At 70.3% G+C, this 26329-nt stretch carries 21 protein-coding genes; 16 read left to right on the top strand and 5 right to left on the bottom strand.

All coding sequences use genetic code 11. The features are described from left to right. Positions 1-3: 3 nt before the first annotated feature. From ASE35_RS18555 to ASE35_RS18610, 12 genes are all read left to right on the top strand, one after another. The gene (locus tag ASE35_RS18555; RefSeq protein WP_057164748.1) at positions 4-618 is read left to right on the top strand and encodes a hypothetical protein; all 615 of its coding nucleotides are present in this window, start codon (positions 4-6) and stop codon (positions 616-618) included. After that, the gene (gene cobO, locus ASE35_RS18560; protein WP_057164749.1) at positions 615-1232 is read left to right on the top strand and encodes a cob(I)yrinic acid a,c-diamide adenosyltransferase; all 618 of its coding nucleotides are present in this window, start codon (positions 615-617) and stop codon (positions 1230-1232) included. Before ASE35_RS18555 ends, cobO begins: the two co-directional genes overlap by 4 nt. A 127-nt stretch (positions 1233-1359) precedes the next feature. After that, positions 1360-2679, top strand: a complete 1320-nt coding sequence (locus tag ASE35_RS18565) for a cobyrinate a,c-diamide synthase (RefSeq protein ID WP_057164750.1) — start codon at positions 1360-1362, stop codon at positions 2677-2679. A gap of 5 nt (positions 2680-2684) precedes the next feature. After that, complete coding sequence (cbiB, locus tag ASE35_RS18570) at positions 2685-3614, top strand: adenosylcobinamide-phosphate synthase CbiB (protein WP_057164847.1); 930 nt, start codon at positions 2685-2687, stop codon at positions 3612-3614. A gap of 35 nt (positions 3615-3649) precedes the next feature. Beyond that, positions 3650-4648, top strand: a complete 999-nt coding sequence (cobD, locus tag ASE35_RS18575) for a threonine-phosphate decarboxylase CobD (protein WP_057164751.1) — start codon at positions 3650-3652, stop codon at positions 4646-4648. Beyond that, entirely contained in the window at positions 4645-6135 is a 1491-nt protein-coding gene (locus ASE35_RS18580; protein ID WP_057164752.1) for a cobyric acid synthase, read from the top strand. Before cobD ends, ASE35_RS18580 begins: the two co-directional genes overlap by 4 nt. Further along, positions 6123-6644, top strand: coding sequence for a bifunctional adenosylcobinamide kinase/adenosylcobinamide-phosphate guanylyltransferase (gene cobU / locus ASE35_RS18585; RefSeq protein ID WP_057164753.1), 522 nt, complete (start codon positions 6123-6125; stop codon positions 6642-6644). Before ASE35_RS18580 ends, cobU begins: the two co-directional genes overlap by 13 nt. A 20-nt stretch (positions 6645-6664) precedes the next feature. After that, positions 6665-7714 carry a nicotinate-nucleotide--dimethylbenzimidazole phosphoribosyltransferase gene (cobT, locus tag ASE35_RS18590; RefSeq protein ID WP_057164848.1) on the top strand — a complete coding sequence of 350 codons (1050 nt, stop codon included), beginning with the start codon at positions 6665-6667 and terminating at the stop codon, positions 7712-7714. Continuing rightward, positions 7711-8280 (top strand): histidine phosphatase family protein, encoded by a 570-nt coding sequence (locus tag ASE35_RS18595; RefSeq protein ID WP_057164754.1) that lies wholly within the window; start codon positions 7711-7713, stop codon positions 8278-8280. Before cobT ends, ASE35_RS18595 begins: the two co-directional genes overlap by 4 nt. Next, on the top strand, positions 8277-9020 hold the full coding sequence (locus tag ASE35_RS18600; protein ID WP_057164849.1) for an adenosylcobinamide-GDP ribazoletransferase: 744 nt from the start codon (positions 8277-8279) through the stop codon (positions 9018-9020). The genes ASE35_RS18595 and ASE35_RS18600 overlap by 4 nt, the downstream gene beginning before the upstream one ends. 105 nt (positions 9021-9125) lie before the next feature. After that, positions 9126-10079 carry an AraC family transcriptional regulator gene (locus ASE35_RS18605; protein ID WP_057164755.1) on the top strand — a complete coding sequence of 318 codons (954 nt, stop codon included), beginning with the start codon at positions 9126-9128 and terminating at the stop codon, positions 10077-10079. Positions 10080-10168: 89 nt separating this feature from the next. Then, on the top strand, positions 10169-10474 hold the full coding sequence (locus tag ASE35_RS18610) for a hypothetical protein (RefSeq protein WP_057164756.1): 306 nt from the start codon (positions 10169-10171) through the stop codon (positions 10472-10474). 42 nt (positions 10475-10516) lie between these two features. Here ASE35_RS18610 and ASE35_RS18615 read toward each other — a convergent pair whose 3' ends face one another. Together ASE35_RS18615 and ybaL are read right to left on the bottom strand one after the other, a co-directional pair. Beyond that, a complete protein-coding gene (locus ASE35_RS18615) occupies positions 10517-11197 on the bottom strand; it encodes a YceH family protein (RefSeq protein ID WP_082607277.1) in 681 nt (226 codons plus the stop codon). Positions 11198-11286: 89 nt separating this feature from the next. Further along, entirely contained in the window at positions 11287-12978 is a 1692-nt protein-coding gene (gene ybaL / locus ASE35_RS18620; protein WP_057160817.1) for a YbaL family putative K(+) efflux transporter, read from the bottom strand. A gap of 287 nt (positions 12979-13265) precedes the next feature. On the opposite strand from ybaL, the gene ASE35_RS18625 reads away from it, so the two are divergent. Then, positions 13266-15134 (top strand): ABC-F family ATP-binding cassette domain-containing protein, encoded by a 1869-nt coding sequence (locus ASE35_RS18625; RefSeq protein WP_056182590.1) that lies wholly within the window; start codon positions 13266-13268, stop codon positions 15132-15134. Between the two features lie 862 nt (positions 15135-15996). Here ASE35_RS18625 and ASE35_RS18630 read toward each other — a convergent pair. Beyond that, positions 15997-18093, bottom strand: a complete 2097-nt coding sequence (locus ASE35_RS18630) for an NHL repeat-containing protein (protein WP_057164757.1) — start codon at positions 18091-18093, stop codon at positions 15997-15999. Between the two features lie 217 nt (positions 18094-18310). On the opposite strand from ASE35_RS18630, the gene ASE35_RS22280 reads away from it, so the two are divergent. Then, the gene (locus tag ASE35_RS22280) at positions 18311-20782 is read left to right on the top strand and encodes a zinc ribbon domain-containing protein (RefSeq protein ID WP_343123527.1); all 2472 of its coding nucleotides are present in this window, start codon (positions 18311-18313) and stop codon (positions 20780-20782) included. 81 nt (positions 20783-20863) lie between these two features. Here ASE35_RS22280 and ASE35_RS18640 read toward each other — a convergent pair whose 3' ends face one another. Continuing rightward, positions 20864-21778 carry a DUF3011 domain-containing protein gene (locus ASE35_RS18640; protein ID WP_235570113.1) on the bottom strand — a complete coding sequence of 305 codons (915 nt, stop codon included), beginning with the start codon at positions 21776-21778 and terminating at the stop codon, positions 20864-20866. Positions 21779-22030: 252 nt separating this feature from the next. Here ASE35_RS18640 and aspS point away from each other — a divergent pair, with 252 nt between their 5' ends. Then, positions 22031-23797 carry an aspartate--tRNA ligase gene (gene aspS / locus ASE35_RS18645; protein WP_056182405.1) on the top strand — a complete coding sequence of 589 codons (1767 nt, stop codon included), beginning with the start codon at positions 22031-22033 and terminating at the stop codon, positions 23795-23797. Between the two features lie 146 nt (positions 23798-23943). Beyond that, on the top strand, positions 23944-24477 hold the full coding sequence (locus tag ASE35_RS18650; RefSeq protein ID WP_057164851.1) for a GNAT family N-acetyltransferase: 534 nt from the start codon (positions 23944-23946) through the stop codon (positions 24475-24477). 181 nt (positions 24478-24658) lie between these two features. Here the strand turns inward: ASE35_RS18650 and ASE35_RS18655 are convergent, their stop codons facing one another. Next, positions 24659-26125 (bottom strand): DUF4832 domain-containing protein, encoded by a 1467-nt coding sequence (locus ASE35_RS18655; protein WP_057164758.1) that lies wholly within the window; start codon positions 26123-26125, stop codon positions 24659-24661. Between the last annotated feature and the right edge of the window lie 204 nt (positions 26126-26329).

Here is a 26329-nt window from a genome sequence, read left to right on the forward strand (position 1 = left end):
AGGATGACGAGCATGACCGCAAGCCCCACGCATTCCCTGCCGCTGAGCTCGCCGCGCGCGCAGATCCTGGTCGGCGTCGCTCTGGCGGCGCTGATGATCGCCACCCGCGGCCAGCACTTCGCCACCATCGACCGCCTGCCCAGCGCGTCGTGGGCGATCTTCTTCCTCGCCGGCGCGCTGCTGCGGCTGATGTGGATGCTGCCGCTGCTGTTCGTGCTGGCCTCGCTGCTGGACATCGTCAGCCTGGCCTCGGGGACGATCGGCGACTGGTGTCTGTCGCCCGCGTATTGGGCGCTGGCGCCGGCCTACGCCACGCTGTGGCTGGCCGGGCATTTCTACGCGCGCATCCACCGCGATCGCTGGACCACGCTGCCGCGTCTGGCGCTGGTGCTGGCGGTGGCCGCGTTCGCGACCTATGTCTTCTCCGGCGGCGGCTTCTACTTCTTCTCCGGCCGCTACCCGGATCCCACGCTGGCCGGCTTCGCCGCGCGCATCGGCCAGTACTATCCGCGTAGCCTCGGCACCCTGGCCGGCTATGTCGGCACCGCGTTCGCGCTGCTGGCGATAGTCCGCGGCATCGGCGCCCTACGTACCGCCCAGCAGGGAGCCCGCGCATGAGCGACACCGTCCCGACCCAGGAAGAACGCCACCGCGAACGCATGCAGCGCAAGAAGGAGCTGGTCGATCGCAAGATCGCCCGCGCCACCATCGAGCGCGGCGTGCTGGTGGTTAACACCGGCAACGGCAAGGGCAAGAGCTCGTCCGGCTTCGGCATGCTCGCGCGCTCGCTGGGCCACGGCTTCCGCTGCGGCGTGGTGCAGTTCATCAAGGGCAGCTTCTCGACCGGCGAGGAAGCCTTCTTCCGCCGCTTCGAGGGCGACCAGCTCGCCTACCACGTGATGGGCGAGGGCTTCACCTGGGAAACCCAGGACAAGGCGCGCGACATCGCGGCCGCGCAGGCGGCCTGGGCCAAAGCCGCACAGATGCTGGCCGACGAATCCTGCGACTTCGTGCTGTTGGACGAGCTCAACATCGCGCTCGCGCATCGCTATGTCGAACTCGACACCGTGCTGGCCGCGGTCGCCGCGCGCCCGCCCTTGCAGCACGTGGTCATCACCGGCCGCGGCGCGCCCGACCGCCTGATCGAGGTCGCCGACACGGTGACCGAGATGCGCGTGGTCAAGCACGCGTTCCAGGCCGGCATCAAGGCTCAGAAGGGCATCGAGCTGTGAAGCCGGGATTCGGGATTGGGGATTGGGGATTCGCAAAAGCGCAGGCTATGCGTGGCATGGCTGCCGACGGGGCAAAGCCCGACGGACCTAGCTTAGGTCCGCGAATTCGGAAGGCGGTGCGAGCGCTATGAGCGAATCCCGAATCCCCAATCTCGAATCCCCGCGCCGCTGCGCGGCGCTATTGGTGTCCGCGCCCGCGTCGGGCCAGGGCAAGACCAGCGTCACCGCCGCGCTCGCGCGCTGGCACACGCGCCAAGGCCGACGGGTGCGGGTGTTCAAGACCGGGCCGGATTTTCTCGATCCGATGGTGCACGAGCGCGCCAGCGGCGCGCCGGCTTATCAGCTCGATCTGTGGATGTGCGGCGAGGACGAGGTGCGCGCGCGGCTGTACGAAGCCGCGGGCGAGGCCGATCTGATCCTGGTCGAAGGCGTGATGGGCCTGTTCGACGGCAAGCCGTCCAGCGCCGATCTCGCGCTGGCGCTGGGCCTGCCGGTGCTGACGGTGATCGACGGCTCGGCGATGGCGCAGACCTTCGGCGCGCTGGCCTTGGGCCTGGCGCGCTACCGCGACGGCCTGCAGGTGCATGGCGTGGCGGCGAACCGCATCGGCAGCGCCTATCACGCGCAATTGCTGCGCGAGAGCCTGCCGGCGTCGCTGCATTGGCTGGGCGCCTTGCCGCGCGATCCCGCGCTGGCCCTGCCCGAGCGTCATCTGGGCCTGGTGTCCGCGGGCGAGCTCGGCGATCTGGATGCGCGCCTGGACGCGCTGGCCGATGCTTGGGCCACGCACGCCGAGGCCGCGCTGCCGCCGCCGGTCGCGTTCGCGCCGGCCGAACCCGCCGCCGTGCCGACGCTGCCGTCGGGCTGGCGCATCGCGATCGCGCGCGACGCCGCGTTCTGCTTCCTGTATCCGGCCAACCTGGATCTGCTGCGCGCGGCCGGGGCCGACCTGAAGTTCTTCTCGCCGCTGGCCGGCGACAGCCTGCCCGACTGCGACGCGGTCTGGTTGCCCGGCGGTTATCCGGAACTGCATCTGGCGGCGCTGTCGGGCAACCAGGCCTTGCGACGCGACTTGCACGCGCACCGCGATGCCGGCAAGGCCCTGCTGGCCGAATGCGGCGGGCTGCTGTACCTGCTCGACGCGCTGACCGACAGGGACGGCGGGCGCCAGACCATGGCCGGCCTGCTCGCGGGCAGCGCCGCCCTGCAGCCGCGCCTGGCCGGCCTGGGCATGCAGTCGGTGAACCTTCCGGAAGGCGAGCTGCGCGGTCATACCTTCCACTACGCGCGCGCCGAGATCGCCGCCGAGCCGATCGCGCAAGCGGTCAATCCCAATGGCGGGCCCAGCCGCGAGGCGGTGTACCGCGACCGCCGCATGAGCGCGAGCTTCGTGCACTTCTACTTCCCGTCGAATCCGACGGCGGCGCTGCGCCTGCTGCAGCCGTGAGCGCCGTGCTCGCCGTCGCCGCGATGTGGGTAGCGCTGCTGCTGGATCGCGTGCTGGGCGAACCGCGGCGCGCGCATCCGCTGGTCGGTTACGGGCGCCTCGCGCAGGCGATCGAACGCGCGCTGTATCGCGACAGCCGCGCGCGCGGCGTCATGGCCTGGTTGCTGGCGGTGTTGCCGCTGACCCTGTGCGCCGCGGCGTTGCAATGGGCGACGCTGCGGGTCTCGCCGTGGCTGGCGGCACTCTACTCGGCGGGCGTGCTGTACCTGTGCGTGGGGCTGCGCAGCCTGGACGAACACGCCGCGCCGGTGGCGCGCGCGCTGCGTGCGCAGGACCTGGAGGCCGCGCGCGCCGCGGTCGGACGCATCGTCAGCCGCGATACCCAGGCCCTGGATGCCGAACGCGTGGCCGCGGCGGCGACCGAGTCGGTGCTGGAAAACGGCAACGACGCGGTGTTCGGCGCGCTGTTCTGGTTCGCGTTGCTGGGCCCGGCCGGCGCGGTCCTGTACCGGCTCGCCAATACCCTGGACGCGATGTGGGGCTACCGCACCGCGCGTTACGAACGCTATGGCTGGGCCGCCGCGCGCAGCGACGACGCGCTCAACTATCTGCCCGCGCGCCTGACCGCGCTGACCTACGCCGCGCTCGGCAACGCCGGCGCCGCGCTGCGCTGCTGGCGCAGCCAGGCGCCGGCCTGGGACAGCCCCAACGCCGGCCCGGTGATGGCGGCCGGCGCGGGCGCGCTGCGCGTGCGTCTGGGCGGCGCGGCGCCGTATCACGGCGTCTGGGAATCGCGCCCGCTGCTGGGCGAGGGCGACGCGCCCGACGCCGCGGCGATCGTGCGCGCGCAGTCGCTGGTACGGCGCGGCGCGCTGTTGTGGCTGTGCGTACTTACTGTGATCGCGGCGGTGGCGACTTATGTCTTCAACTACTGATCGCGTGCCCGCATCGCCATCTGGAGCCTTCATCCATGCTTGAGCACGGCGGTCGTCTACTGCGCGCCGCGCAGCGCTACGGCATCGCGCCCGCGGACTGGCTGGACCTGTCCACCGGGATCAACCCCGAGACCTGGCCAGTGCCGGCGATCCCCGCACGCGCCTGGCATCGCCTGCCCGAGGACGAGGACGGCCTGGACGCGGCCGCGCGCGACTACTACGGCGCGCCGGAGGTGCTGGCCGTGGCCGGTTCGCAGGCCGCGATCCAGGCCTTGCCGCGCTTGCGCGCGCAGGCGCGGGTCGGCGTGCTCGCACCCGGCTACGCCGAGCACGCGCATGCCTGGCGCCAGGCCGGGCATACGGTCGAGCTGTGCGAGTCGGAGCGTTTGCTCGCGCAGAGCGAGCGCTACGACGTCGTGGTGCTGATCCATCCCAACAATCCCGGCGGCGAGCGCTACGAGCGCGCGGCCCTGCTGGACCTGCACGCGCGACTGGCCGCGCGCGGCGGCTGGCTGCTGATCGACGAGGCCTTCATCGACGCCACGCCGGAACGCAGCCTCTGCGCCGATAGCGCGCGCAGCGGGCTGATCGTGCTGCGTTCGGTCGGTAAGTTCTTCGGCTTGGCCGGCGCGCGCGCGGGCTTCGTCTGCGCCGCGCCGCCGTTGCTGGCCGCGCTGCGCGAACGTTTGGGCCCGTGGACGCTGAGCGGCCCCAGCCGGCATGCGGTGCAACTGGCGCTGGCCGACCGCGACTGGCAGGCGCGCATGCGCGGTCGTCTGCTGGCGCAGGGCGAGCGGTTGGGCGCCGTGCTGCGCGCGCGCGGTTTCGCGCCCGACGCCGGCTGCGCCTACTTCCAGTGGCGACGTTGCGAGGACGCCGTCGAGCTGCACGAGGCGCTGGCGCGGCGCGGCATCCTCACCCGTTTGTTCGAGACGCCGGCCAGCTTGCGCTTCGGCCTGCCCGGCGACGACGCGGCCTACGCGCGCCTGGACGCGGCCCTGGCCGAGATCGCCGCCGCGCGGAGCCCCGCATGAGCGCGCGCGTGCTGATGGTGCAGGGCTGCACCTCCGACGCCGGCAAGAGCGCGCTGGTCACCGCGCTTTGCCGCTGGCTGCAACGCCGCAGCGTGCGCGTGGCGCCCTTCAAACCGCAGAACATGGCCCTGAATTCGGCGGTCACCGCCGACGGCGGCGAGATCGGCCGCGCCCAGGCGGTGCAGGCGCAGGCCGCCGGGCTCGCGCCGCACACCGATTTCAATCCGGTTCTGCTCAAGCCCAACAGCGACACCGGCGCACAGGTGATCCTGCACGGGCGCGCGGTCGCCAACATGGACGCGCGCGGCTACCACGACTACAAGCGCGTCGCGATGCAGGCGGTGCTGGCCTCGCACGCGCGCCTGGTCGCCGGCTACGACGCGGTGATCGTGGAGGGCGCGGGCAGCCCGGCCGAGATCAACCTGCGCGCGGGCGATGTCGCCAACATGGGCTATGCCGAGGCGGTCGACTGCCCGGTGCTGCTGATCGCCGACATCGATCGCGGCGGCGTGTTCGCTCATCTGGTCGGCACCCTGGCTCTGCTGTCCGAGAGCGAACGCGCGCGCGTGGCCGGCTTCGTGATCAATCGCTTCCGCGGCGATATCGCCTTGTTGCAGCCCGGGCTGGACTGGTTGGAGCGCGAGACCGGCAAGCCGGTGTTGGGCGTGCTGCCCTATCTGCAGGGCCTGCACCTGGACGCCGAGGACGCGTTGCCGCGCGAGCGCGAACGCAAGGCGCGGGCGACCTTGCGGGTGGCGGTGCCGGCATTGCCGCGGATCAGCAACCACACCGACTTCGACCCGTTGCGCGCGCATCCACAGGTCGAGCTGCATTACGTCGGTCCCGGCGAAGCGCCGCCGGCCTGCGATCTGATCGTGCTGCCGGGTTCCAAGTCCACGCGCGCCGATCTGGCCTGGCTGCGCGCGAACGGCTGGGATCACGCGATTGCGCGCCATCTGCGTTACGGCGGCAAGCTGATCGGCATCTGCGGCGGCCTGCAGATGCTGGGGCGCGCGGTGCACGATCCGCTCGGCATCGAGGGCGCGCCCGGCTCCAGCGCCGGCCTGGGCTGGCTGGATCTGGACACCACGCTGGAGCCCGAAAAGCAGCTGCGCAACGTCGCCGGCCGGCTCGCGTTGGACGACGCGCCGGTGCGCGGCTATGAGATCCATTGCGGGATCAGCCAAGGGCCAGCGCTGGCGTGCGCCAGCGTGCGCTTGGACGATGGCCGCAGCGACGGCGCCTGCTCCGAGGACGGCCAGGTGTTCGCGACTTATCTGCACGGGCTGTTCGACGAACCCGCCGCCTTGACCGCCTTGCTGCGCTGGGCTGGATTGAACGAGGTCGAAACTCTGGACATGCACGCCTTGCGCGAGGCCGGCATCGACAGACTCGCCGACGCGGTCGAAACCCACCTGGATACCGCCCGTTTGGCCGCGCTGCTCGGCCTGCCGGCCACGACCGGAGCGGCGCCATGCGCACCCTGATCCTCGGCGGCGCCCGCTCGGGCAAGAGCGCCCTGGCCGAACGTCTGGCCGCGCGCGATGCGGACGTGGTCTACATCGCCACCGCGCAAGCGCGCGACGGCGAGATGGCTGCGCGCGTCGCCCATCATCGCGAACGCCGCCCCGCGCATTGGCGCACCGTCGAAGAACCGCTGGCGCTGGCCGAGGCCTTGCGCGAGTACGCCCGCGAGGGGCGTTGCGTGCTGGTCGATTGCCTGACGCTGTGGCTCAGCAATCTGCTCGACGAAGCGCAGGCGACGGATCGCTACGAACGCGAGCGCGACGCGCTATTGCACGACCTGCCCATGCTGCCGGGCGAAATCGTCCTGGTCAGCAACGAAGTCGGCCTGGGCGTGGTGCCGTTGGGCGAACTCACGCGGCGCTTCGTCGATGAGGCCGGGCGCCTGCATCAACACCTGGGCACGCGCTGCGAGCGCGTGCTGTTCGTCGCCGCGGGTCTGCCGCTGGCGCTCAAAGGAGATCTGCCTTGAACGATGTCGTGACCCCGTCGCTGTCGCGCGACTGGATCCTGGATGCCTGCGCCGTCGCCGACGCCGACTGCCAGGCGCAGGCCCTGGCGCGCCAGGCCCAGTTGACCAAGCCGCCGGGTTCGCTGGGGGCGCTGGAAGCGCTGGCGGTGAAGCTGGCGGCATTGCAGCGTCGTGCGCACCCGCAGGTGGAGCGGGTCTGGATCAGCGTGTTCGCGGCCGACCACGGCGTCGCCGCCGAGGGTGTGTCGGCGTTTCCGCAGGCGGTCACCGGCGAGATGGTGCGTAACTTCGCCGGCGGAGGTGCCGCGATCAGCGTGCTCGCGCGCGCGCTGGACGCGACCCTGGACGTGGTCAACCTGGGCACGGTCAACGACCCGGGCGAAATCGTCGGCGTGCGGCGTGCGATCGTCGCCGCCAGCAGCGCCAATTTCTGCACGCAGGCGGCGATGAGCGCGGCGCAATTGCAGGCCGCGCTGGATGCCGGCGCCGAGAGCGTAGGGCTGGCGCGCGCGTCCGGTGCGCAGCTCTACATCGGCGGCGAGATGGGCATCGCCAACACCACGGCCGCCACCGCGCTGGCCTGCGCGCTGCTAGGCCGCGCGCCGACCGAGCTGACCGGCGCCGGCACGGGGCTGGATGCCGCGGGTATCGCCCACAAGGTCGCGGTGATCGAGCGCGCGCTGGCGCTGCATGCCGACGTCCACGACGCGCGCGAGCAGTTGCGGTGCCTGGGCGGTTTCGAGATCGCGGCCCTGAGCGGCGCCTTCATCGCCGCCGCCCAGGCCGGCGTGCCGGTGCTGGTGGACGGCTATATCGCGACCGTGGCCGCGCTGGCCGCGACCCGGCTCAATCCGGGGGTGCGCGAGTGGCTGCTGTTCGCGCATCGCTCGCACGAACGCGGACATGGCCTGTTGCTGCAGGCGCTGGACGCGCAACCGCTGCTGGACCTGGGCATGCGCCTGGGCGAAGCCAGCGGCGCGGCGGTGGCGGTGCCCTTGCTGCGCCTGGCCTGCGCGCTGCACGAGGGCATGGCCACCTTCGCCCAGGCTGGCGTGTCGGAACGCGCATGAGCGCCACCGCGATCGAGCTGCTGCGTCACGGCGACACCGGCCAGCGCAGCTACCGCGGGCGGCTCGACGATCCGTTGTTGGAACTGGGCTGGACGCAACTGCGTGCGGCCGTGGTCGGCCGTGACTGGGACGCGATCGTGTCGTCGCCCTTGCGGCGTTGCGCCGAGTTCGCGCGCGAACTCGCGCAGGCGCGCGTGCTGCCGCTGCAATTGGACGCGCGTCTGGCCGAGTACGACTTCGGCGATTGGCAGGGCGTGCCCATCGAGACTCTGGCGGCGGAGCAGGGCGAGGCGCTGGGGCGCTTCTGGTCGGATCCGGTCGCGCATCCGCCGCCGGGCGCCGAGCCCTTCGCGACCTTCCAACTGCGCCTGGTCGCGGCCCTGGACGAGGCCGCGGCGGCCTGGCCCGCGCGGCGCGTGCTGGTGGTGACCCATGGCGGCGCGATCCGCCTGCTGCGCTGCGTGCACGAGGGCCGCGGTTTCGGCGACATGGCCAACATCGACGTCGCGCACGCGTCCTTGCATCCCCTGCAATGGAGCGGCGCGCATCGCGCCGTCTCGGCCTGATGCGCGCCTTCCTGCACGCGATCGGCTTCCTGACCCGCTTGCCGGTGCCGGCTTCGGTGTTCGAGGATTCCCGCGCGCGTTCGCGCTCGCTGGTCTGGTACCCCTGGGTCGGCGCGATCGTCGGCGGCCTCTTGTGCCTGCTCGCCTGGGCCTTGCAGTCGGCGCCGCCGTTGCTGGCGGCGGCCTTGATCCTGCTGGTGTGGGTGTCGCTGACCGGCGCGCTGCATCTGGACGGCCTGGCCGACAGCGCCGATGCCTGGATCGGCGGCATGGGCGCGAGCGCGGCCGAGCGCCGCGAACGCACCCTGACCATCATGAAAGACCCGCGCAGCGGCCCGGCCGGGGTGGTCGCGCTGGTGCTGGTGCTGCTGTTGAAGTTCGCCGCGCTCGCCAGCCTGCCCGCGCCGGCCTGGGCGGCCGTGTTGCTGGCGCCTGTGCTGGCGCGCGCGGCGCTGACGCTGGCGTTCGTGAGCACGCCGTACGCGCGCAGCGGCGGCATCGGCAGCGCGCTGGTCGATGCGCCGCGCACGGCGGCCATTGCCAGTGTGTTGGCGGGCGTTGCGACCTGCGCGTTCGCGGGCTGGCGCGGCGCATTGGCGCTGGCGGTCGCGGCGCTGACGTTCGCGCTGTGGCGACGCGCTTGCCTGCGCCGCCTGCAAGGCATGACCGGCGATACCTGCGGCGCCCTGGCCGAAATCATCGAGGCCGTGGTGCTGGTGAGCTTGGCCCTAACGTACTGAGGTCGTCCGGCACGAATCGGGCCGCGCGAGAGCGCAAGATAGGAACCGCCGCCGGCGCGGGCGGCCGCCATGCTGGCGACCGACTACCGACCCAGGTGCACGCCGATGGCCGCCGACTCCGACAACCCGCGTTCCGAACCCGACGCCACGCGCAAGGTCGATCCGCAGCGCGCCGATACGCGCGACGGCTACCGGCGCCGCATCGAACGCGCGGTCGCGCTGATCGAGCGCGCGATCGCGCAGGGCGAGGATCCGCCCGAACTCGCGCGCCTGGCCGAGGCCGCGGCGTTCTCGCCCTTCCATTTCCACCGCGTCTACCGCGCCATGACCGGTGAGACCAGCGGCCAGACCGTGGCCCGTCTGCGCTTGCTGCAAAGCTTGCGTCTGCTCGCGGGCGAGGCCCGCAGCATTACCGACACCGCGCTCGCGGTCGGCTACCAGACCCCGCAGGCCTTCAGCCGCGCGTTCCGCCAGGGGATCGGCGCCACGCCCAGCGAGCTGCGCGCCGAACCCGAACGTCTGCGCCGCGAGATCGCGCGCCTGGCGCAGCCGCCGGGTAGCGCCGCTTCGAGCGCACCGCTGCGGGTCGAAGTGGTCGAGGTCGATCCCTTCCAGGTGCTGGCGCTGCGCGTGACCGGCGGCTATCCGCAGCAGAATCGAGGCTATGGACGCCTGTTCGCCTGGGCCGCCGAGCACGAGCGCATGGAGCAGCTCAGCGGTCTGTACGGCGTGCCTTGGGACGACCGCCGCGACGTGGCCGTGGCCGACTGCGCCTTCGATTGCATGATCGCCTTGAACGCGCCGTTCGAGCCCGAAGACGAGGCGTTCCGGCGCGTGCCGATGGGCAGCGGGCGTTATGCGCGCCTGCGCCACGTCGGGCCCTTCGACGGCCTGGAAGCGCTGACCGACGCGCTGCTCGCGCAGTGGCTACCCGACAGCGGCGAACGCCTGCGCGACGCGCCGCTGCACCACGAGTATCTGGACGATCCCGACGAAACGCCGGAGGCGGTGCTGCGCACCGATATCTTTTTGCCGCTGCGCGATCCGTCTGACGCCTAGGTGCGCCGGTCCGCGCGCTACACGTATCGACTTGTCCTGCGATACATTGCGATCGAGTCGTCGCCATTCTCAGCCGTCGAGCGCCCCGCATGCACGCATTCGCTACCAAGGGTCTGGTCCTGGCGTTCTGCGCTGTCTTGGCGGTGGTTATGGCCGCCAGCGGCGAGTCGCCATTGAGTATCGTCTTGTTGCTGGCGGCCGTCCTGTTGCTGCTGCTGGGGACCGACCGTGTTTTCACGCGCAGCCGAGCGCGACGCAACCTGCCTCAGGACTTCAGCGTGACGTTCGCGGACCTGCGCGCCCTGCAGCGCGCGGACTGGTTGCGTTTGTTCGCATGTACGTTCGGCGGTATCGCGCTGGCCATCGCAGCCTTGGCGGATGCGGGCCGGCCTTAGCTCCGCCGCGCCACCTCCGCTCCTCGCCTGAGGAAGGCCCTATCAGGCCCCGGCCGCATCCAGTCGCGCTTCCAATTCGGCGATCCGCGCTTCCAGCGCGGCCACGCGTTCGGCCAGCGCCGATCCGCCACCGCCACCGCCGCGGCTGTCTTCGTCGCCATCGTTGCTGGATGCGTTCCACACCGGTTCGCCGCTGAGCAGGTGGCCGTAGCGGTCTTCGCGCTGTCCGCTCTGGCGGCCGAGCAGGCGCACCAGCGGCGGCGACTGCTGCGCCAGGCGTTCCAGCGCGTATTGGACGTCGCCGACATTGTCGAACTTGGCCATGCGCTCGCTGCGCGACAGCAGTTCGTGCAGGGTCTGCGGGCCGCGCAGCATCAGCAGGGCCAATAGCGCGGTCTGCGGCCGGGTCAGGTCGAGCAGGGTGCCGGCGCGGTGCGAGTAGCGCTCGGAGCGGCCGGTGTGCTGCGATTTCACCCAGCCGCGCGGCTCCAGCCGGCGCAGCACGTTGCCGACTTCGCCCTGTTCCAACTGCATCATCGGTTCGCGCGCGGTCTTCTGATTGCAGGCCACGACGATGGCGTTGAGGGTGAGCGGGTAGACGTCGGGCGTGGTCGCTTCCTTCTCGATCAGGCAGCCGATGATGCGCGCCTCGACCGCGGTGAGCCGCGCTTCGGGCGCGGCGTCGGCTTCGGTGGAAGGGGTGGGGCTGTCGGTCTCGCTCATGATCGCTCGCTGCGGATTTTTGGGGGTGTCTGGGTATATCGCGCTTCCGTCGACGATGCGGCCCTGGGCCGTAAGGTCGCGGACCGCGCTCAGACCAGCGCGGTGGAGGGCGGCAGGTTGCGTGTGCCGCGGTAGATCGGCGCGGCCAGCACCATTTCGGCCAGGCTGTGGGCGAGCTCGCGCTCGGCCATCACCGCGCCGTCGGCACCGTGCTCGATCAGATGGCGGACTTCGTTGTCGCTGTGGGCGCGCGCGACGATGCTGAGGCCGGGGTTGATCGCGCGCAGCTTGGCGATGATCTCGCCGGCCTCCAGCGCCTGCGGGATCGCCAGCATCACCGTGGTCGCGCGCTCGGGCACGGCCTCGCGCAGCACGCGGTCGTTGACCGCGTTGCCCAGGATCGCCGGCAGGCCGGCGGCACGCGCCTTGGCGATCAGGCTGTCCTCGCCGTCGATCACCACCAGCGGCACGCTGCGCTCGGTCAGCAGCCGTGCCAGTTCGCTGCCTACGCGGCCGTAGCCGATCAGGATCACGTGGTCGGCGATATCGGCCGGCACCGGCGGCACCACCGGGTCGACCGCGGCTTCCTGCAAGGCGGCCGCCTCGCGAGCCTGCTTGCGGTCCAGCCAGGCGAACAACAGCGGGTTGACCACGATCGAGAGCAGGGCGCCGGCCAGGATCAGGTCCTGGCCTTCCTGCGGCAGGATCTCCAACTGCAGGCCGAGGCCGGCGAGGATGAAGGAGAACTCGCCGATCTGGGCCAGGCTGGCCGAGATCATCAGCGCGGTCGGACCGGGCTTGCCGAACGCGCGCACGATCGCGTACGCGGCGATGGATTTGCCGACCACGATGATCGCGAAGGTCGCCAGCACCGGCAGCGGCTTCTCGATCAGGATCATCGGGTTGAACAGCATGCCGACGGACACGAAGAACAGCACCGCGAACGCGTCGCGCAGCGGCAGGGTTTCGTTGGCGGCCTGATGGCTGAACTCGGATTCGTTGAGCAGCATGCCGGCGAAGAACGCGCCCAGCGCGAACGAGACCCCGAACAGTTCGGCCGAACCGAAGGCTACGCCCAGCGCGATCGCCAGCACGCAAAGGGTGAACAACTCGCGCGAACCGGTGCCGGCCACGCGCTCCAGGATCCATGGGATCACGCGCCGGCCGACGATCAGCATCACCGCCACGAAGGCGCCGACCTTGGCGAAAGTCTTGAACAGCGCCGCCCAGACCTCGCTGGGGTCGCCGGCCTCGCCCTTGATCACGCCGGCCAGGGCCGGCAGCAAGACCAGCGCCAGCACCATCGCCAGGTCCTCGACGATCAGCCAGCCGACCGCGATGCGGCCCTTGACGGTCTCGACCAGGCGGCGCTCTTCCAGCGCGCGCAGCAGCACCACGGTGCTGGCCACCGACAACGCCAGACCGAACACGATGCCGGCGCCGTGCGACCAGCCCAGGAAACGCGCCAGCGCCCAGCCCATCGCGGCGGCGGCGGCGATCTGAACCACCGCGCCGGGCAGGGCGATCGCCTTCACCGCCAGCAGGTCGCGCATCGAGAAGTGCAGGCCGACGCCGAACATCAGCAGGATCACGCCGATCTCGGCCAGCTGCGGCGCCAGGGTCTGGTCGCCGACGAAGCCGGGGGTGAAGGGGCCGGCGATGATGCCCGCGATCAAATAGCCCACCAGCGGCGACAATCGCAGGCGTTGCGCCAGCGCGCCGAAGATGAACGCCAGTACGAAGCCGGCGACGAGGATCGCGATCAGGGAGGTGTGATGCATCGGATCTCCTGTCGTGTCGGCTTCCAAGAATGTGGGCCGACACCCCTCGATGCAAGTCGCGGCTCGAAGTTCGGGCCTGAAATTCGGCCGTAATCGCCGCGCGAGCGCCGATCCGGCACGCCTTGCCGCCCATCGGCGATAAGCCTGATCGCGCGTGGCGACGGGCGCGCGAGCGCGCCCGGAGGCGGCGCGCAGGGCCTGGCCCGGGCCCCGCCGGCGCCCCGCGCGGACGGGCCGGGGCGCGATCGCGCAGGCGGTGACGGCCTCGGTCCCGCTACACTATGCGCATGATTGCCTTCCGTGATTTCGCCCTTCGGCGCGGCGAACGCCTGCTCCTGTCCAAAGTCGACCTGACCCTGCAAGCCGGGTGGCGGATCGGCGTCATCGGCCGTAACGGCACCGGCAAGTCCTCGCTGTTCGCGGCGATCCAGGGCGAGCTGGAGTCCGATCTGGGCAACCTGGACATGCCCAGCCGCGTGCGCATGGCCAGCGTGGCCCAGGAAACCCCGGCGCTGGACGATCCGGCGCTGGACTTCGTGCTGTCCGGCGACGCCACCGTGTACGAGGTGCTGATGGCCGAGCGCGCCGCGGTCGAGCGCGAGGACTGGGAGGCCGTGGCCGAGGCCCACCACCGTCTGGAGGAGCTCAACGGCTACGACGCCACCGCGCGCGCCGGCAAGCTGCTGCACGGCCTGGGCTTCTCGCCCGACACCCACGAACGCGCGGTCAAGGAATTCTCCGGCGGCTGGCGCGTGCGCCTGAACCTGGCGCGCGCGCTGATGACGCCGTCGGACCTGCTGCTGCTGGACGAACCCACCAACCACCTCGACCTCGACGCGGTGCTGTGGCTGGAGCAGTGGCTGCTGAAGTACCCGGGCACCTTGATGCTGATCTCGCACGACCGCGAGTTCCTGGACGAGGTCACCACCCACACCCTGCATCTGCACGACGGCAAGGCCAAGCTCTACACCGGCGACTACACCGCCTTCGAGCGCCAGCGCGCCGAGCACCTGCGCCTGCAGCAGATCACCCACGAGAAGGCCCAGGCCGAGCGCGCGCATCTGCAGAGCTTCATCGACCGCTTCAGCGCCAGCGCCGCCAAGGCCAAGCAGGCGCAGTCGCGGGTCAAGCGCCTGGCCAAGATGGCCGGCACCGAGGCGGTACGCGCCGAACGCGCGCTGCGCATCGATTTCCCGGAACCGCTGAAGCTGCCGCACGCGCTGTTGCGCCTGATGCACGCCGACTGCGGCTACGGCGACCATACCGTGCTCAACCAGGTCGGTTTCATCCTCGAGGCCGGCGACCGCGTCGCCTTGCTGGGCCCCAACGGCGCCGGCAAGTCGACCCTGGTGAAGTCGCTGGTCGGCGAGCTGGAGCTGCTCAGCGGCGAGCGCGGCGGCCACCCGGACCTGCGCATCGGCTACTTCGCCCAGCACACGGTCGAATCGCTGCGCGAAGGCACCACCGCGATCGACCACCTGGCCGACATCGCGCCGGGCGTGGCCACTCAGCAGCTGCGCGACTTCCTGGGCAAGTGGAATTTCCCGGGCGACCGCGCCTTCGAGAAGGTCGATTCCTTCTCCGGCGGCGAGCGCGCGCGCCTGGCCCTGGCCCTGATCGCCTGGCGCCGCCCGAACGTGCTGCTGCTGGACGAACCCACCAACCACCTCGACCTGGACATGCGCGAGGCCCTGGCCGAAGCGCTGAGCAGCTTCGACGGCGCGATCGTGCTGGTCTCGCACGACCGCCACCTGATCGGCCTGGTCTGCGAGACCTTCTGGCGCGTCGCCGACGGCGTCGCCCAGCCCTTCGACGGCGACCTCGACGCCTACGCGGTGTGGCTGCGCACCCGCGACAGCAGCAACGACGGCAAGGCCGCGGCCAAAGCGATCGCCGCGGCCGCCGCGGCGGTGGTGCCGGAGGCGCCGCCGAGCAAGCCGCGCGCCAAGGTCAATCCGCACAAGTTGGCCCAGGCCGAGGCGCGCGTGGCCGAGCTGGAGTCCAAGCTGCGTACGCTGGACATGGATCTGGCCGATCCGACCAAGTACGTGGGCGGCGGCGACAACGCGGCCGAGCTGGCGCGCAAGCGCGAGGCGGTGGCGGCCGAGTTGGCCCAGGCCGAGGCGGAGTGGTTGGCGCTGTACGACGCGGCTTGAGTTTCGTCGCGATCGGCTGATTCGATCGCGGCTTACGCCGCTCCCACAGAAAAATGCGGGCCACGTTCCCTTAGCTGTTGCTCGTCATCCCCGCGAAAGCGGGGATCCAGTGCCTTTAGCGCCCCCTAGCACGTAAGTCTTGCGACGTCGCCTTTTTTGGAAAAGGGTGAAGCTGCGCGGCTTACGAACCGCAGGTTCGTGCACAGCTGAACGCCAGCAAGCTCTTGCTCTTAGCTCCCTCCTTTCTCAAAGGAGGGTTGGGGAGGATTTGCTTTTGCTGTTTTTTCGTCCGCTTCGGCTCGAAGGTCAACGGCTTCCGCCTGCTGCGCATGCGGGTCACTTCCTCTTGCTTTTAGCTCCCTCCTTTGAAAAAGGAGGGTTGGGGAGGATTTGCTTTTGCTGTTGCCTCGTCGGCTCGGTCCGAAGGTCAACGGCTTCCGCCTGCTGCGCATGCGGGTCACTTTCTCTTGCTAGCCCAAGAGAAAGTAACCAAAGAGAAGGGCTAGCGTGACCAACCCTCCCCTGCGAGTTGGCTTCCGCCTGCTGCGCATGCGGGTCACTTTCTCTTGCTAGCCCAAGAGAAAGTAACCAAAGAGAAGGGCTAGCGTGACCAACCCTCCCCTGCGAGTTCGAGGCTTTCGCCGGGATTTTTCGAATGGACATCCTTGTCCATTCGAAAAACGGCGCGCGTCCTGCGCGCCGCCCTTCGGGTCTACGGTTGGTCGGGTGAGTGCGGGGCTTTTGGACTTCAATGCCGCGGCAACGGCAACGGCAACGGCAACGGCAACGGCAATGGCTGCATTCGAAGCAACTTCGAGGTCCGGAGCGGGGGCGACTGTTTTCGGCGTCGCTGTCTATAGCCTTACTGCAAACGTACTTCCAGATCGCGTTTGGCTCCGGCCACGTTGCCGCTGTAGTCCTTGGCGGTGATGCGCAGCGTGTAATCCCCTGGCGGCAGCTCGGTCGGTACCCACAGGCCGGTCGCGAGCTTGCCGTCGCGGGCGGTGTTGGTCAGCACGTAGCGGAAGCGCGTGATCGCGCTTCCGTGCACGGTGATGCCGCTGCCGTCGGCGTAGATCACCTTGGTGGCCTCGTCCTCGGACGGCATGCGATCGAATTGGATGTTGCTACGCGGTATCTCGTAGCCCGGCATCGGCGCGCCCGCCGCGTTCAGCCATTGATAGCCCAGCGCGTACAGGCCGAGCCGGCGTCGCGCCTGATTGCCGTCGACCTGATCCCAGGCGTCGACCACGATCTGCACGCCGGGCAGGACACGCGACACCACCACGCGCCCTTGCTCGCGCTGTTCCAGCGGCTGGGCCGCGTCGTCCAGCAAGGCCACGCGCTCGATCTGCGGCGCGTAGCGGTCGGCGAAGCCCAGGAATCCCAGGCTGATCGCGTTGCGCTGGTAGCCCTCGGCGCCGACGATCAGATGCACATGGGCCATCGCGTTGATCGTGCCCAAGGCGTCGCCGACGCGGAAACGCGTACCGCGCGGGACCCGCACGCGTTCGAGCTTGCCGGTGTCGTCGAACAGCGGATGGAAGCGCGTGGGGTCGAGCGAGTCGCCGCGCGCATCGCGGCCCACGCGCATGTGCACATAGCCCAGCGTGTCCAGACCCAGGCCTTCTCCCAACTGACCCAGGCCCCAGGTCGCGTGCGGGCTGCTGACCTTGGCATCGGCGATCGCGAGCACGCGTTGGCCGACGTCGCCGGCGATGTCGAGGCCGCCGTGCAAGTGGTGACGGCTCTCGCCATCGCCGTCGCCGCGCACTTCGCCCAGGGTGCCTACCACTTCGTGCCAAGCGGTCTGCGGTGCCAGCGGCCAGCGGCCCTCGCTGCGCGGCAAGGGGTTGAGCGGCGAGGGGCCGACGGCATCGGCGATCGCGGCCGCGCCGGGCACGGCCGGCGCCAGGCGGTGCACGCGATAGCCCAACGCATCGGCGACGTAGAGGCTGTCGTCGGGCGCGAGCGCCAAGGCCGACGGACGCGCGAGGCGCTGCCCCGCGACCGCGCCGCTGATGGTGCGCAGCACGCGATCGGCGCCGATCTGCAGTACGCGCCCGCGCGCCATCTCGCCGACGTAGATCACCCCGTCGTGGGTGACCGCCAGGCTCAGAGGTCGCCGTAACGCGTCCGGCGGATCCTCGGGCAGGCCTTGCAGCACGGTGCTCACCGCGCCGTCCAGGCCGATGCGCCGGATCGCGTTGTTGCGCAGGTCGGCCACCAGCACGCGCCCGTGACGGTCCAGCGCGAGCGCGGTGGGGGTGTCGAAACGCGCGAATGCGGCGGGGCCGTCCTGATAGCCCGGGCGTTCGCCGCCGGCGAGCGTGCGCACCTGGCCATCCAGGCCGATCACGCGGATGCGGTCGTTGTAGGTGTCGGCGACGTAGACCTGACCCTTGGCGTCCACGGCCACGCCGGTGGGCCCGTTGAAGCGCGCGGCCTTGCCCGGGCCGTCGAGATAACCCGCGCTGCCGTCGCCGGCCACGGTGCTGACCGCGCCTTGCGGGTCGATCTTGCGGATCGCGTGGTTGCCGGTGTCGGCCACGTAGAGATTGCCGGCCGCGTCCAGGGCCAGGCCCGAGGGCGTGTCGAACGCAGCGGCAGCGCCGACGCCGTCGCGGAAGCCTTCGTCGGAACCGGCGAAGGTGGCGACGCTGCCGTCGGCGCGGATCGTGCGGATGCGGTTGTTGTCGCCGGCGTCGGCCACGTACAGCGTGCCGTCGCGGCCCAGCGCCAGGCCGTAAGGATCGGAGAAACGCGCCTGCGCGCCGACGCCATCGCGCAGGCCTTGCACGCCGTCGCCCGCGCGCAACTGCAATGGTCCGCTCCAACCTAGCGGCGTGACCTTGGGGGGCGCGGGCTTGCGCAGCGCGCCGGGTTCGAAGACGTAGGTCGCGGCCAGGGCGGCGGCGGTAAGGCCGATCGCCAGTGCCAGCCAGAGATTTCGGGACATGCGTTTCCTGATGACGGCGGCCGCGCGCGGCGGACCTGGAGCGAACCGGGGATTCTAGCCGCGGGTCCGCGCGCGCAGTGGCCCGATTCGGCGCGCCGATCCACCGCCCGCAGCAAAGTCGGCGGTTTGCAGCCCGGCAAGTATCGACCCTGTGCTTATGCTGGTTTAGATTGCCGCGCGGCGCGATCGCTCGCTGCGCCTACCACTGGGGATGGGAATGAGTCGAAACAGGAAGTGGCTGGCGGCGACGGCCGCGGTCGTGATGGTGGCCGCGTTCGCGGCACCCGTTTTCCACAAGGCGATCCAGGCGGCGCTGGCGCGCGCCGCCAGCGTGCGCGTGGCGCTGCAGGCCGCGCCGGGCGATCCGGCCGAACCGATCGAGGCGCGCGGCTCGCAGCCCAAGCGACCGCCGGTCAGCCTGACCATCGCGGGCGAGATCAGCGGTTTGGCGCCGGGCGCGGCTCCGGAATCGATCCTAGTGCGGGTCGGCAACCGCAGCTTCGCCGGCCAGATTCAAGGCGGCGGCTACGTGGCGACGGTCGACGCCCTGGACCCCGCCGAGATGGTCGACGTCGAAGTGCTGTCGCAGCGCGTGCGCTATCGCAGCGTGGTCGGCAGCTTCGGCAAGCTGATCGCGCATACCGGCGGCGACCGTCGCGTCGACGCCGTCGAGCTGCCGACGCTGCGGGTATCGCCTTGGAGCAGCGCGCTGGCGTTTCTGGTGCGCACGGCGCTGAAAGGCCGCGATGCGGTCAGCGATCAGGAGTTCGAGCGCGCCACCCGCGCCGTGTCGGGCGCGGATTTGTTCACCGCCAACAATCTGCTGGCCGGCGTGGCCTCGGGCGCAGCGGCGCTACCCGGTGGCTACACCGACGGGCAGCAGTTTCTGCAAGACGAGAACGCCTATCGGAACTGGATCGGCAGCGTATCGTGGCCGGCCGATCCGGAGCTCGCGTTCGCGCAGGCCGACTACGCGCCCTTGCGCGACCTGTCCGAGTTGCCGTCGCAGATGCTGCTGATGGCGCCCGTGCAGTTGGACAACGTGCCGGTGTTCTCGTCGGCGCCGCAACTGCTGCTGGCCAATACCGACGGCAGCTACAGCCTGCACGATGGCCAGGCCGAGCCGGGGCGCCCCAATTACAACGCACAGCTGGATGCGTCCGGCGAGGTCGTGCTGCTGCCGAAGTCGCCGCGCGTGATCGACCGCTACGAAGGCATCGGGCGCACCCGAATGACGCTGGCGCGCATCGTGCTGCGACGCATGTTCGACGGCGATCGCCACGACTTGTGGGTCACGCGCGAAGAGTGGACGCGCAGTTTCCCGGACGATCCGTCGCGCGAGCCGCAGGCGTATCACCCGGTGAGTCTGTGGTCGGTGTCCGACCTGCATGCGATCGCACGCGCCAACACCTGGATCGCGGCGCCGAGCCGACGCGCGCTGCCCTGGGTCTGCGCGATACCGGTGAACATTCCGACCCACCACGAGCTGCTCGGCGAGTGCGGCTTCGTCCAACACCGCTTCGACCCGGGTGGCAGCGGCGTCACCGAGGACCACGGCAACAAGGTCGGCGCCAACATGCAGCCGCAGCCGGCCGGCGCCGGCAGCGACTTCGGCTGGATCGTCGAGCGCACGCAGTTGCTCATGCAGACGCCACAGGTGTCGCTGCGCTACTGGAGCATCGACGGCGAGGACTACGCCGATACCGTGATCTACCTGGCCACCGGCACCTCCAGCGGCGTGCTGGGGCAGACCGTGGTCGGCGTGAGCGGCTCGCTGGCGGTGGACAGCGTGCCGTACACCGCCGCGCAGGCGCAGGGCACCTGGACCCTGGGCACCGCGTTCGCGCAGGCCGCGGCCTATCCGAATCTGCACTACACGTTGGAAATCCAACGCAATGCCGACGGCAGCGGCGAGTACCGCGACGACAGCGTAGAAAGCGGCGCCTACACCATCCTCATGCGCTGGCAGGTGGCGAGCGAACGCCTCTACGAAACCCAAACCCGGGCCCGCTTCCCCAGCGGGGGCACGCGCTTCGTGAGCGACTGCGCCAGCGCCTTCGCCGACGGAGCGCAGGCCTGCGCGCCGACCCGGATCCGGTATTTCCGGCCGCTCAAGCGGGTGGGCGACCGCCTGTACGGCATCGAGGAGCTGCACACCCAGTTCGAGCTGAAGCCGCCCGGCTACACCGGCAACTACGAGGTCTACGTCAACGTACGCCCGACCTTCCAGCAGTGCCTCGGCGGGTCCTGCCTGGCGCCGCCGCCGGCCTTGCGCCTCCCCGCGAACCCGACCGCGGTTGAATCGGCGGTTAAAATCCCCATCCTTGCTGTCGTCCGTCCCGGAAAAACCCGAACCGCAATGCCTATCTACGCCTTCCAGTGCAGCGCCTGCGGGCACAGCTTCGACCGTCTGCAGAAGCTGTCCGACGCCGATCCCAGCGTGTGCCCGTCCTGCGGGGCGGAAGCCGTGAGCCGTCAGCTCACCGCGCCGCAGTTCCGTCTGGCCGGCGGCGGCTGGTACGAGACCGACTTCAAGAAGGACGGCGACAAGAAGCGCAATCTGGCCGATGCCGCCGGTTCCAGCGGTTCGGACAAGCCCAAGCCGGCCGAGAGCAAGACCGAAACCAAGGCCGAGCCGGCCAAGAGCGAGCCCAAGCCGGCCGCCAAGCCGGCCGCGTCCTCGGACTGAACCGCGCCCCGGAGCGATTCGGGGGCGGGTTCATGCGAGCCGGATGCGACGGGCGCCGTTGCGGCGCCCGCCATGGGCCTATCAGTTACCGAATTCGCCGCGGCAGCCGCGGCTGACCCAGATCGCGGTGCGCGAGCTGATGCCCCAGGTATTGCCCTGGATGCAGGGCTGCTTGGAGATCTGACGCAACAGGCGCGGCACGCCGTAGCCGGGCGGCCAGGCGCAGGTGGTGGTGCGGTTGTCGACACTGGAGCAGGTCACCCGACGCGCGCCGGGCTGCGGCGGCTGGATCTGGGCGCCGGCCACGAAGTCGGCGCGGCAGCCCTGGGTGACCCAGACCTGGCCGTTCTGCGACTGCCAGGTGCGGCCCTCGACGCAGGCCGAGCTGGACAGCTGGCGCGACAGCCGGGTCGGCCCGTACCAGGGCACCGAGCAGGTGCGCGGGCGGTTATCGCTGCTTTCGCAGCGCACGGTCTGCCCGACCGGCGGCACCGGCGGGCTCAGGCCCGGGCCGAACTCGCCGCGGCAGCCGCCGCTGACGTAGATGTTGCCGTCGCGCGACTGCCAGGTGCTGCCCTCGGTGCAGGGCGTCTTGGACAGCTGCCGCAGCAGGCGCGAATAACCGGGCCAACTGGTGCGGCAGGTGCGCGGGCGGCCGTCGCTGCTCTCGCAACGGATCGTGCCGCCAGGCTGGGGGCCGATCCCGCCGCCGTTGCCGGTCAGGGACTGCGAGATGTCGGTCTTGATCCGGCTGAAGGTCCAGTTGGAGCGGTTGACTTGATCGATATAGAAGCGCAACTGGTCGTCCGGAATGCGCCGGCCGTTGGACTGTTCGGAGTACTCCAGGCTGATCACCCGGACCTGGTCGTTGTAGGACAGGTTGCGCAGGTTTTCGGGCGCATAGGCCCGCGCCTGGGGCTGGGCCAGGACCTGGACGGGCGCGGCCAGGGCCSCCAGACACAACGCCAGCGACAACGGTTTGAGCAATTTCAGCATGGCCTATCCCCTAGCCGGATGGAGCACGCGGCGAACCGGGCCGCGGCCGGTGGTGCGGGTGCGTATGGGGCGGGCAGTGGGCGGATTAGATGTGGACGAAATCCAGCCTTGGGCGCCGCTGCGGGACAAGTAACCGGCTGGAGCCGTTAAGATAGCGTGTTCCTGGCCCAGGCCCGGACGCGCGCCGGCTCCGCCCGGCGCCCCCCACCGTGCCGGCCCTGCGCCGGCCGCCGTTTCGATCCCGGAGTTTCCATGCGTACCCACTTCTGCGGCCTCGTCGACGAGGCGCTGATCGGCCAGACCGTCACCTTGTGCGGCTGGGTCAACACCAACCGCGTCCAAAGCCACGTGGTGTTCACCGATTTGCGCGATCACGAGGGCGTGGTCCAGATCGTGGTCGATTCCGACATGGCCGAGCTGTTCAAGATCGCCAGCGACCTGAGCGTGGAGAGCTGCGTGCGCGTGACCGGCACGGTGCGCGCGCGCCAGGCCGCCAACGACAAGATCCGCAGCGGCAAGGTCGAGATCCTGGCCGCGACCATCGAGGTGCTGAACAAGGCCGAGCCGCTGCCGTTCCATGCCCACGAGAACGCCGGCGAGGAAACCCGCCTGACCTATCGTTACCTGGACCTGCGCCGTCCTGAGATGCAGAAGATGATGCGCACGCGCATCCGCCTGGTGCAGTCGCTGCGCCGCTGGCTGGACGCGCGCGGCTTCCAGGACATCGAAACCCCGATCCTGACCAAGGCCACGCCCGAGGGCGCGCGCGACTTCCTGGTGCCGGCGCGCATGCACCCGGGCGAGTTCTACGCCCTGCCGCAGTCGCCGCAGCTGTTCAAGCAGATCCTGATGGTGGCCGGCTTCGACCGCTACTACCAGATCGCGCGCTGCTTCCGCGACGAAGCCCTGCGCGCCGATCGCCAGCTCGAATTCACCCAGCTCGACATGGAGTTCGCCTGGGTCTCCGAGCGCGACGTGCAGGACACCGTTGAGGACATGATCCGGGTGGTGTTCAAGGAATCCATCGACGTCGAGCTCGACGCACAGTTCCCGCGCATGACCTACGCCGAGGCGATGCGTCGCTACGGTTCGGACAAGCCGGACCTGCGCATCGAGCTGGAGTTCGTCGACATCGCCGAGCTGGTCAAGGCCTGCGAGTTCAAGGTCTTCACCGACTGGGCCAATCACGCCGACGGTCGCGTGATCGCGCTGCGCGCGCCGGGCGCCGCGGGCTGGTCGCGCAAGCAGATCGACGACGCCGGCGCGCACGCCGCCAAGTACGGCGCCAAGGGCCTGGCCTGGATGAAGGTCGAGGACGCGTCCAAGGGCCGCGAGGGCATCAACTCGCCGATCGCCAAGTTCTTCGACGACGCCACCCTGGCCAAGATCGTCGAAGCCAGCGGCGCCCAGAGCGGCGACGCGATCTTCTTCGGCGCCGCCGACTACAAGACCGCCAGCGACTTCATGGGCGCGCTGCGCCTGAAGCTGGGCCGCGACCTGGGCCTGATCGGCGAAGGCTGGAAGCCGCTGTGGGTCACCGACTTCCCGATGTTCGAGTGGGACGAGGAGGCGCAGCGCTACGTCGCCCTGCATCACCCCTTCACCGCGCCGGCCGTGGACGACATCGCCGACCTGCGCGCCAACGCCAAGACCGCGGTGTCGCGCGGCTACGACATGGTGCTCAACGGCAACGAGATCGGCGGCGGTTCGATCCGCATCCACCGTCCGCAGATGCAGTCGGCGGTGTTCGATCTGCTCGGCATCGGCGCCGAAGAGGCCGAGGCCAAGTTCGGCTTCCTGCTGGACGCGCTCAAGTACGGCGCGCCGCCGCACGGCGGCATCGCCTTCGGCATCGACCGCATCGCCGCGCTGATGGCCGGCACCGAGTCGATCCGCGATGTGATCGCGTTCCCCAAGACCACCAGCGCGCAATGCCTGATGACCGGCGCGCCGTCGCCGATCCCGGACGCGCAGCTGGCCGAAGTGCACGTGATGGTGCGACCGAAGGATCCGGCCTAAGGCCGATCCTGCTGTGGGGTAGGAGCGGCGCGAGCCGCGACCGCGCCCCACCGGCCGCCGGCGTAGTAGCGGTTTAGTGCGCTGGTCGTTCGCGCAGCTGTGTGCGGTTGCGCGGTCGCGGCTTGCGCCGTTCCTACAGGAAGCTGATGGTCATGAGCGACGACTACCATATCCGCCGCGCCACGCCCGACGACGCGGCGCTGCTGGCCGACCTGGCCGCGCGTACCTTCACCGAGACCTTCGGACACCTGTATCCGCCGCAGGACCTGCAGCGCTTCATCGACGAAGCCTATTCGGCCCAGGCGCAGGCGCGCACCTTGGGCGACGCCGATTACGCCGTGTGGCTGCTGGAGCGCGACGGCGTCGCGGTCGGCCACGCCCTGGCCGGTCCTTGCGGCCTGCCGCATGCCGAGGTCGCGCCCGGCGACGGCGAGCTCAAGCGTCTGTACGTGCTGCGCGAGGCCCAGAACGGCGGGCAGGGCGGGCGTTTGTTCCAGACCGTGCTGGACTGGTTGCTGCGCGACGGTCCGCGCACGCTGTGGATCGGCGTGTGGTCCGAGAACCACGGCGCGCAGCGCTTCTATGCGCGCCACGGCTTCGTGCACGTCGGCGACTACGATTTCGTGGTCGGCGACACCCGCGACCACGAGTTCATTCTGCGGCGCCCGGCGCAGGCCTGAGCGGCCGGCCGATACATGCGGTGGGGTAGGAGCGGCGTAAGCCGCGACCGCGAACCCGCACACCGACGAGCTTTCGATTCCGCAGCGACCTGCGACCGCCTGCGCGATGGTCATCGCGCAGGCGGTCGAGTTATGGCGGTCGCGGCTTACGCCGCTCCTACCCCCAAGCGATGCGCAAGACTCAGCGCGCCGCCACCACGTCCACCGCACCCAAGGTCAGGCGCCCGTTACTGTCGCGGCCGACGTTCTGCGGGGCGATGCCGCGGCGGCCCGGCCAACTGTCGGCCAGCGCGAGCTTGAGCGTGTAACGGCCCGGCGCCAGCGTCGCCGGCACGTTCGCCTGCATGGCCTGACTGTGCGGCGCGCCCGGCAACAGCCCGGTCAGCGGATAGTCCAGCACCGACTTCGCGCGTAGCGTGCCGGCCGCGTCCAGCCAGTGCAGCTCGGCCTGGTAGACCTGGTACAGCGGCGCCACGCCGGTGTTCTCGATGCTCAGCGTGACCGGCAGGCTGGCGCCGACCACCGCCTGATCGGACCAGGCCACGCGGCGCACGGTGAACTCGTAGCCCAGCGCGCGCTTGATGCTGAGCAGCTTGGCGCGGAACGCCGCGGTGCCGGTGTTCTCGTGCTGCCCGGCCGGGCCCAGCCAGGTGAAGTGGTAGTCGCGCACCAGCTTGACGATGTCGGCGGTGCGGTCGGTCCACAGCTTCTTCTGATCGGCGTAGGGGCTTTCGCCGCCGATCGGATTGAGCCGCCAGTTCTCGCGCGCGGCCGGGACCTCGTTGCGATAACCCCATTCCAGGTTCCACCAGCCGGTGTCGTCGCAACGCTTGAGCACGGGCGAATAGGTATTGCACATCGCGGTGTAGGAGGGGAAGAAGTCCTCGCTGAAACCGAACCCGGCGCCGCCGACGTCGCTGGCGCGCGCGTAGCGGGTATGCAGCGGCGTCTGCGCGAAGGCGCTGGTGTAGGCGTCGCGCACCAGCGCGCGCGTGGTCGCGTCGGGCTCGTAGCTGGCGCAGCCGGAGGTATGCCATTCGCCCCAGAAGCCGAGCAGGCCGACATGGACGGCGGTGATGCGCGGGTCGCCGTCGTAGCGGCGCGCGAACGCGTGCACGAACTGCTGCAACTGCTCGCGCATCGCCGGCGTGTTGTAGTCCGGCGCCACGCCGGGGCCGTCGCCGCCGCAGCTGTTGTAGACGCGTCCCGGAATGTTCAGCGGGGCCTGGCCGAGAAACTTGGGGTAGTCGCGCTCGGGCTGTTCGCTGTCGTAGTAGTGATGGATGTTGTTGCCGACGCTGTCGGGGTAGTCGGCGAGCGGCCGCAGCACGAAGGTGGCGTTGGGATCCTCGGCCAGGATCGGCGCCAGGTGGCGTTGCTCGAAGCCGTCCCAGTCGTAGCGCTCGTCGGCGGTTTCGACTTCGCGCCAGGGCAGGTAGATCTGGTAGATCGACGCGCCGTAGTAGTTGTCGGGCAAGCCGCCGTCGGCGCCGACCGTGGTGCCCCACAGCAGGAAGCCGCGGTGGGGATTGGACAGGTCGTCGTTGCTTTGCGCGGGCGTGGTTTCGCCGGCGTGCGCGGGCGACAGAGCGAGCACGGCGGTCAGCGCGAAGGCGAGGACGCCGGGTAATACGGGTCGCAGGTCCATGTGGACTCCGTGAGTGGGGGGCGCGGCGATGGTGAGCGCTGCCCGCGGCGCCGGGAGGGGCGCGGCATCACAGTCCAGGGCGTCCCGTGGATGGGACAACCGTTCCGCTAGCCAGGTCACGCTTGTTCCACGCGATTCGCGCCGTCGACGCCCGCCATCGCACGGCGCTCTGGGGTAGGAGCGGCGTAAGCCGCGACCCTCATG

It is taken from the genome of Lysobacter sp. Root916 (assembly GCF_001429785.1).
GTDB lineage: Bacteria > Pseudomonadota > Gammaproteobacteria > Xanthomonadales > Xanthomonadaceae > Lysobacter.

What these genes read in the sequence shown, in the direction of transcription:
- ASE35_RS18610 (WP_057164756.1), top strand. Translation starts at nt 10,169, where the DNA reads ATGCACGCATTCGCTACCAAGGGTCTGGTCCTGGCGTTCTGCGCTGTC.
- ASE35_RS18650 (WP_057164851.1), top strand. Translation starts at nt 23,944, where the DNA reads ATGGTCATGAGCGACGACTACCATATCCGCCGCGCCACGCCCGACGAC.
- ASE35_RS18595 (WP_057164754.1), top strand. Translation starts at nt 7,711, where the DNA reads ATGAGCGCCACCGCGATCGAGCTGCTGCGTCACGGCGACACCGGCCAG.
- ASE35_RS18555 (WP_057164748.1), top strand. Translation starts at nt 4, where the DNA reads ATGACGAGCATGACCGCAAGCCCCACGCATTCCCTGCCGCTGAGCTCG.
- cobU (WP_057164753.1), top strand. Translation starts at nt 6,123, where the DNA reads ATGCGCACCCTGATCCTCGGCGGCGCCCGCTCGGGCAAGAGCGCCCTG.
- ASE35_RS18655 (WP_057164758.1), bottom strand. Translation starts at nt 26,125, where the DNA reads ATGGACCTGCGACCCGTATTACCCGGCGTCCTCGCCTTCGCGCTGACC.
- ASE35_RS18605 (WP_057164755.1), top strand. Translation starts at nt 9,126, where the DNA reads ATGGCCGCCGACTCCGACAACCCGCGTTCCGAACCCGACGCCACGCGC.
- ASE35_RS18565 (WP_057164750.1), top strand. Translation starts at nt 1,360, where the DNA reads ATGAGCGAATCCCGAATCCCCAATCTCGAATCCCCGCGCCGCTGCGCG.
- ybaL (WP_057160817.1), bottom strand. Translation starts at nt 12,978, where the DNA reads ATGCATCACACCTCCCTGATCGCGATCCTCGTCGCCGGCTTCGTACTG.
- ASE35_RS18580 (WP_057164752.1), top strand. Translation starts at nt 4,645, where the DNA reads ATGAGCGCGCGCGTGCTGATGGTGCAGGGCTGCACCTCCGACGCCGGC.
- cobO (WP_057164749.1), top strand. Translation starts at nt 615, where the DNA reads ATGAGCGACACCGTCCCGACCCAGGAAGAACGCCACCGCGAACGCATG.
- ASE35_RS18625 (WP_056182590.1), top strand. Translation starts at nt 13,266, where the DNA reads ATGATTGCCTTCCGTGATTTCGCCCTTCGGCGCGGCGAACGCCTGCTC.
- ASE35_RS18630 (WP_057164757.1), bottom strand. Translation starts at nt 18,093, where the DNA reads ATGTCCCGAAATCTCTGGCTGGCACTGGCGATCGGCCTTACCGCCGCC.
- cobD (WP_057164751.1), top strand. Translation starts at nt 3,650, where the DNA reads ATGCTTGAGCACGGCGGTCGTCTACTGCGCGCCGCGCAGCGCTACGGC.
- ASE35_RS18615 (WP_082607277.1), bottom strand. Translation starts at nt 11,197, where the DNA reads ATGAGCGAGACCGACAGCCCCACCCCTTCCACCGAAGCCGACGCCGCG.
- ASE35_RS22280 (WP_343123527.1), top strand. Translation starts at nt 18,311, where the DNA reads ATGAGTCGAAACAGGAAGTGGCTGGCGGCGACGGCCGCGGTCGTGATG.
- aspS (WP_056182405.1), top strand. Translation starts at nt 22,031, where the DNA reads ATGCGTACCCACTTCTGCGGCCTCGTCGACGAGGCGCTGATCGGCCAG.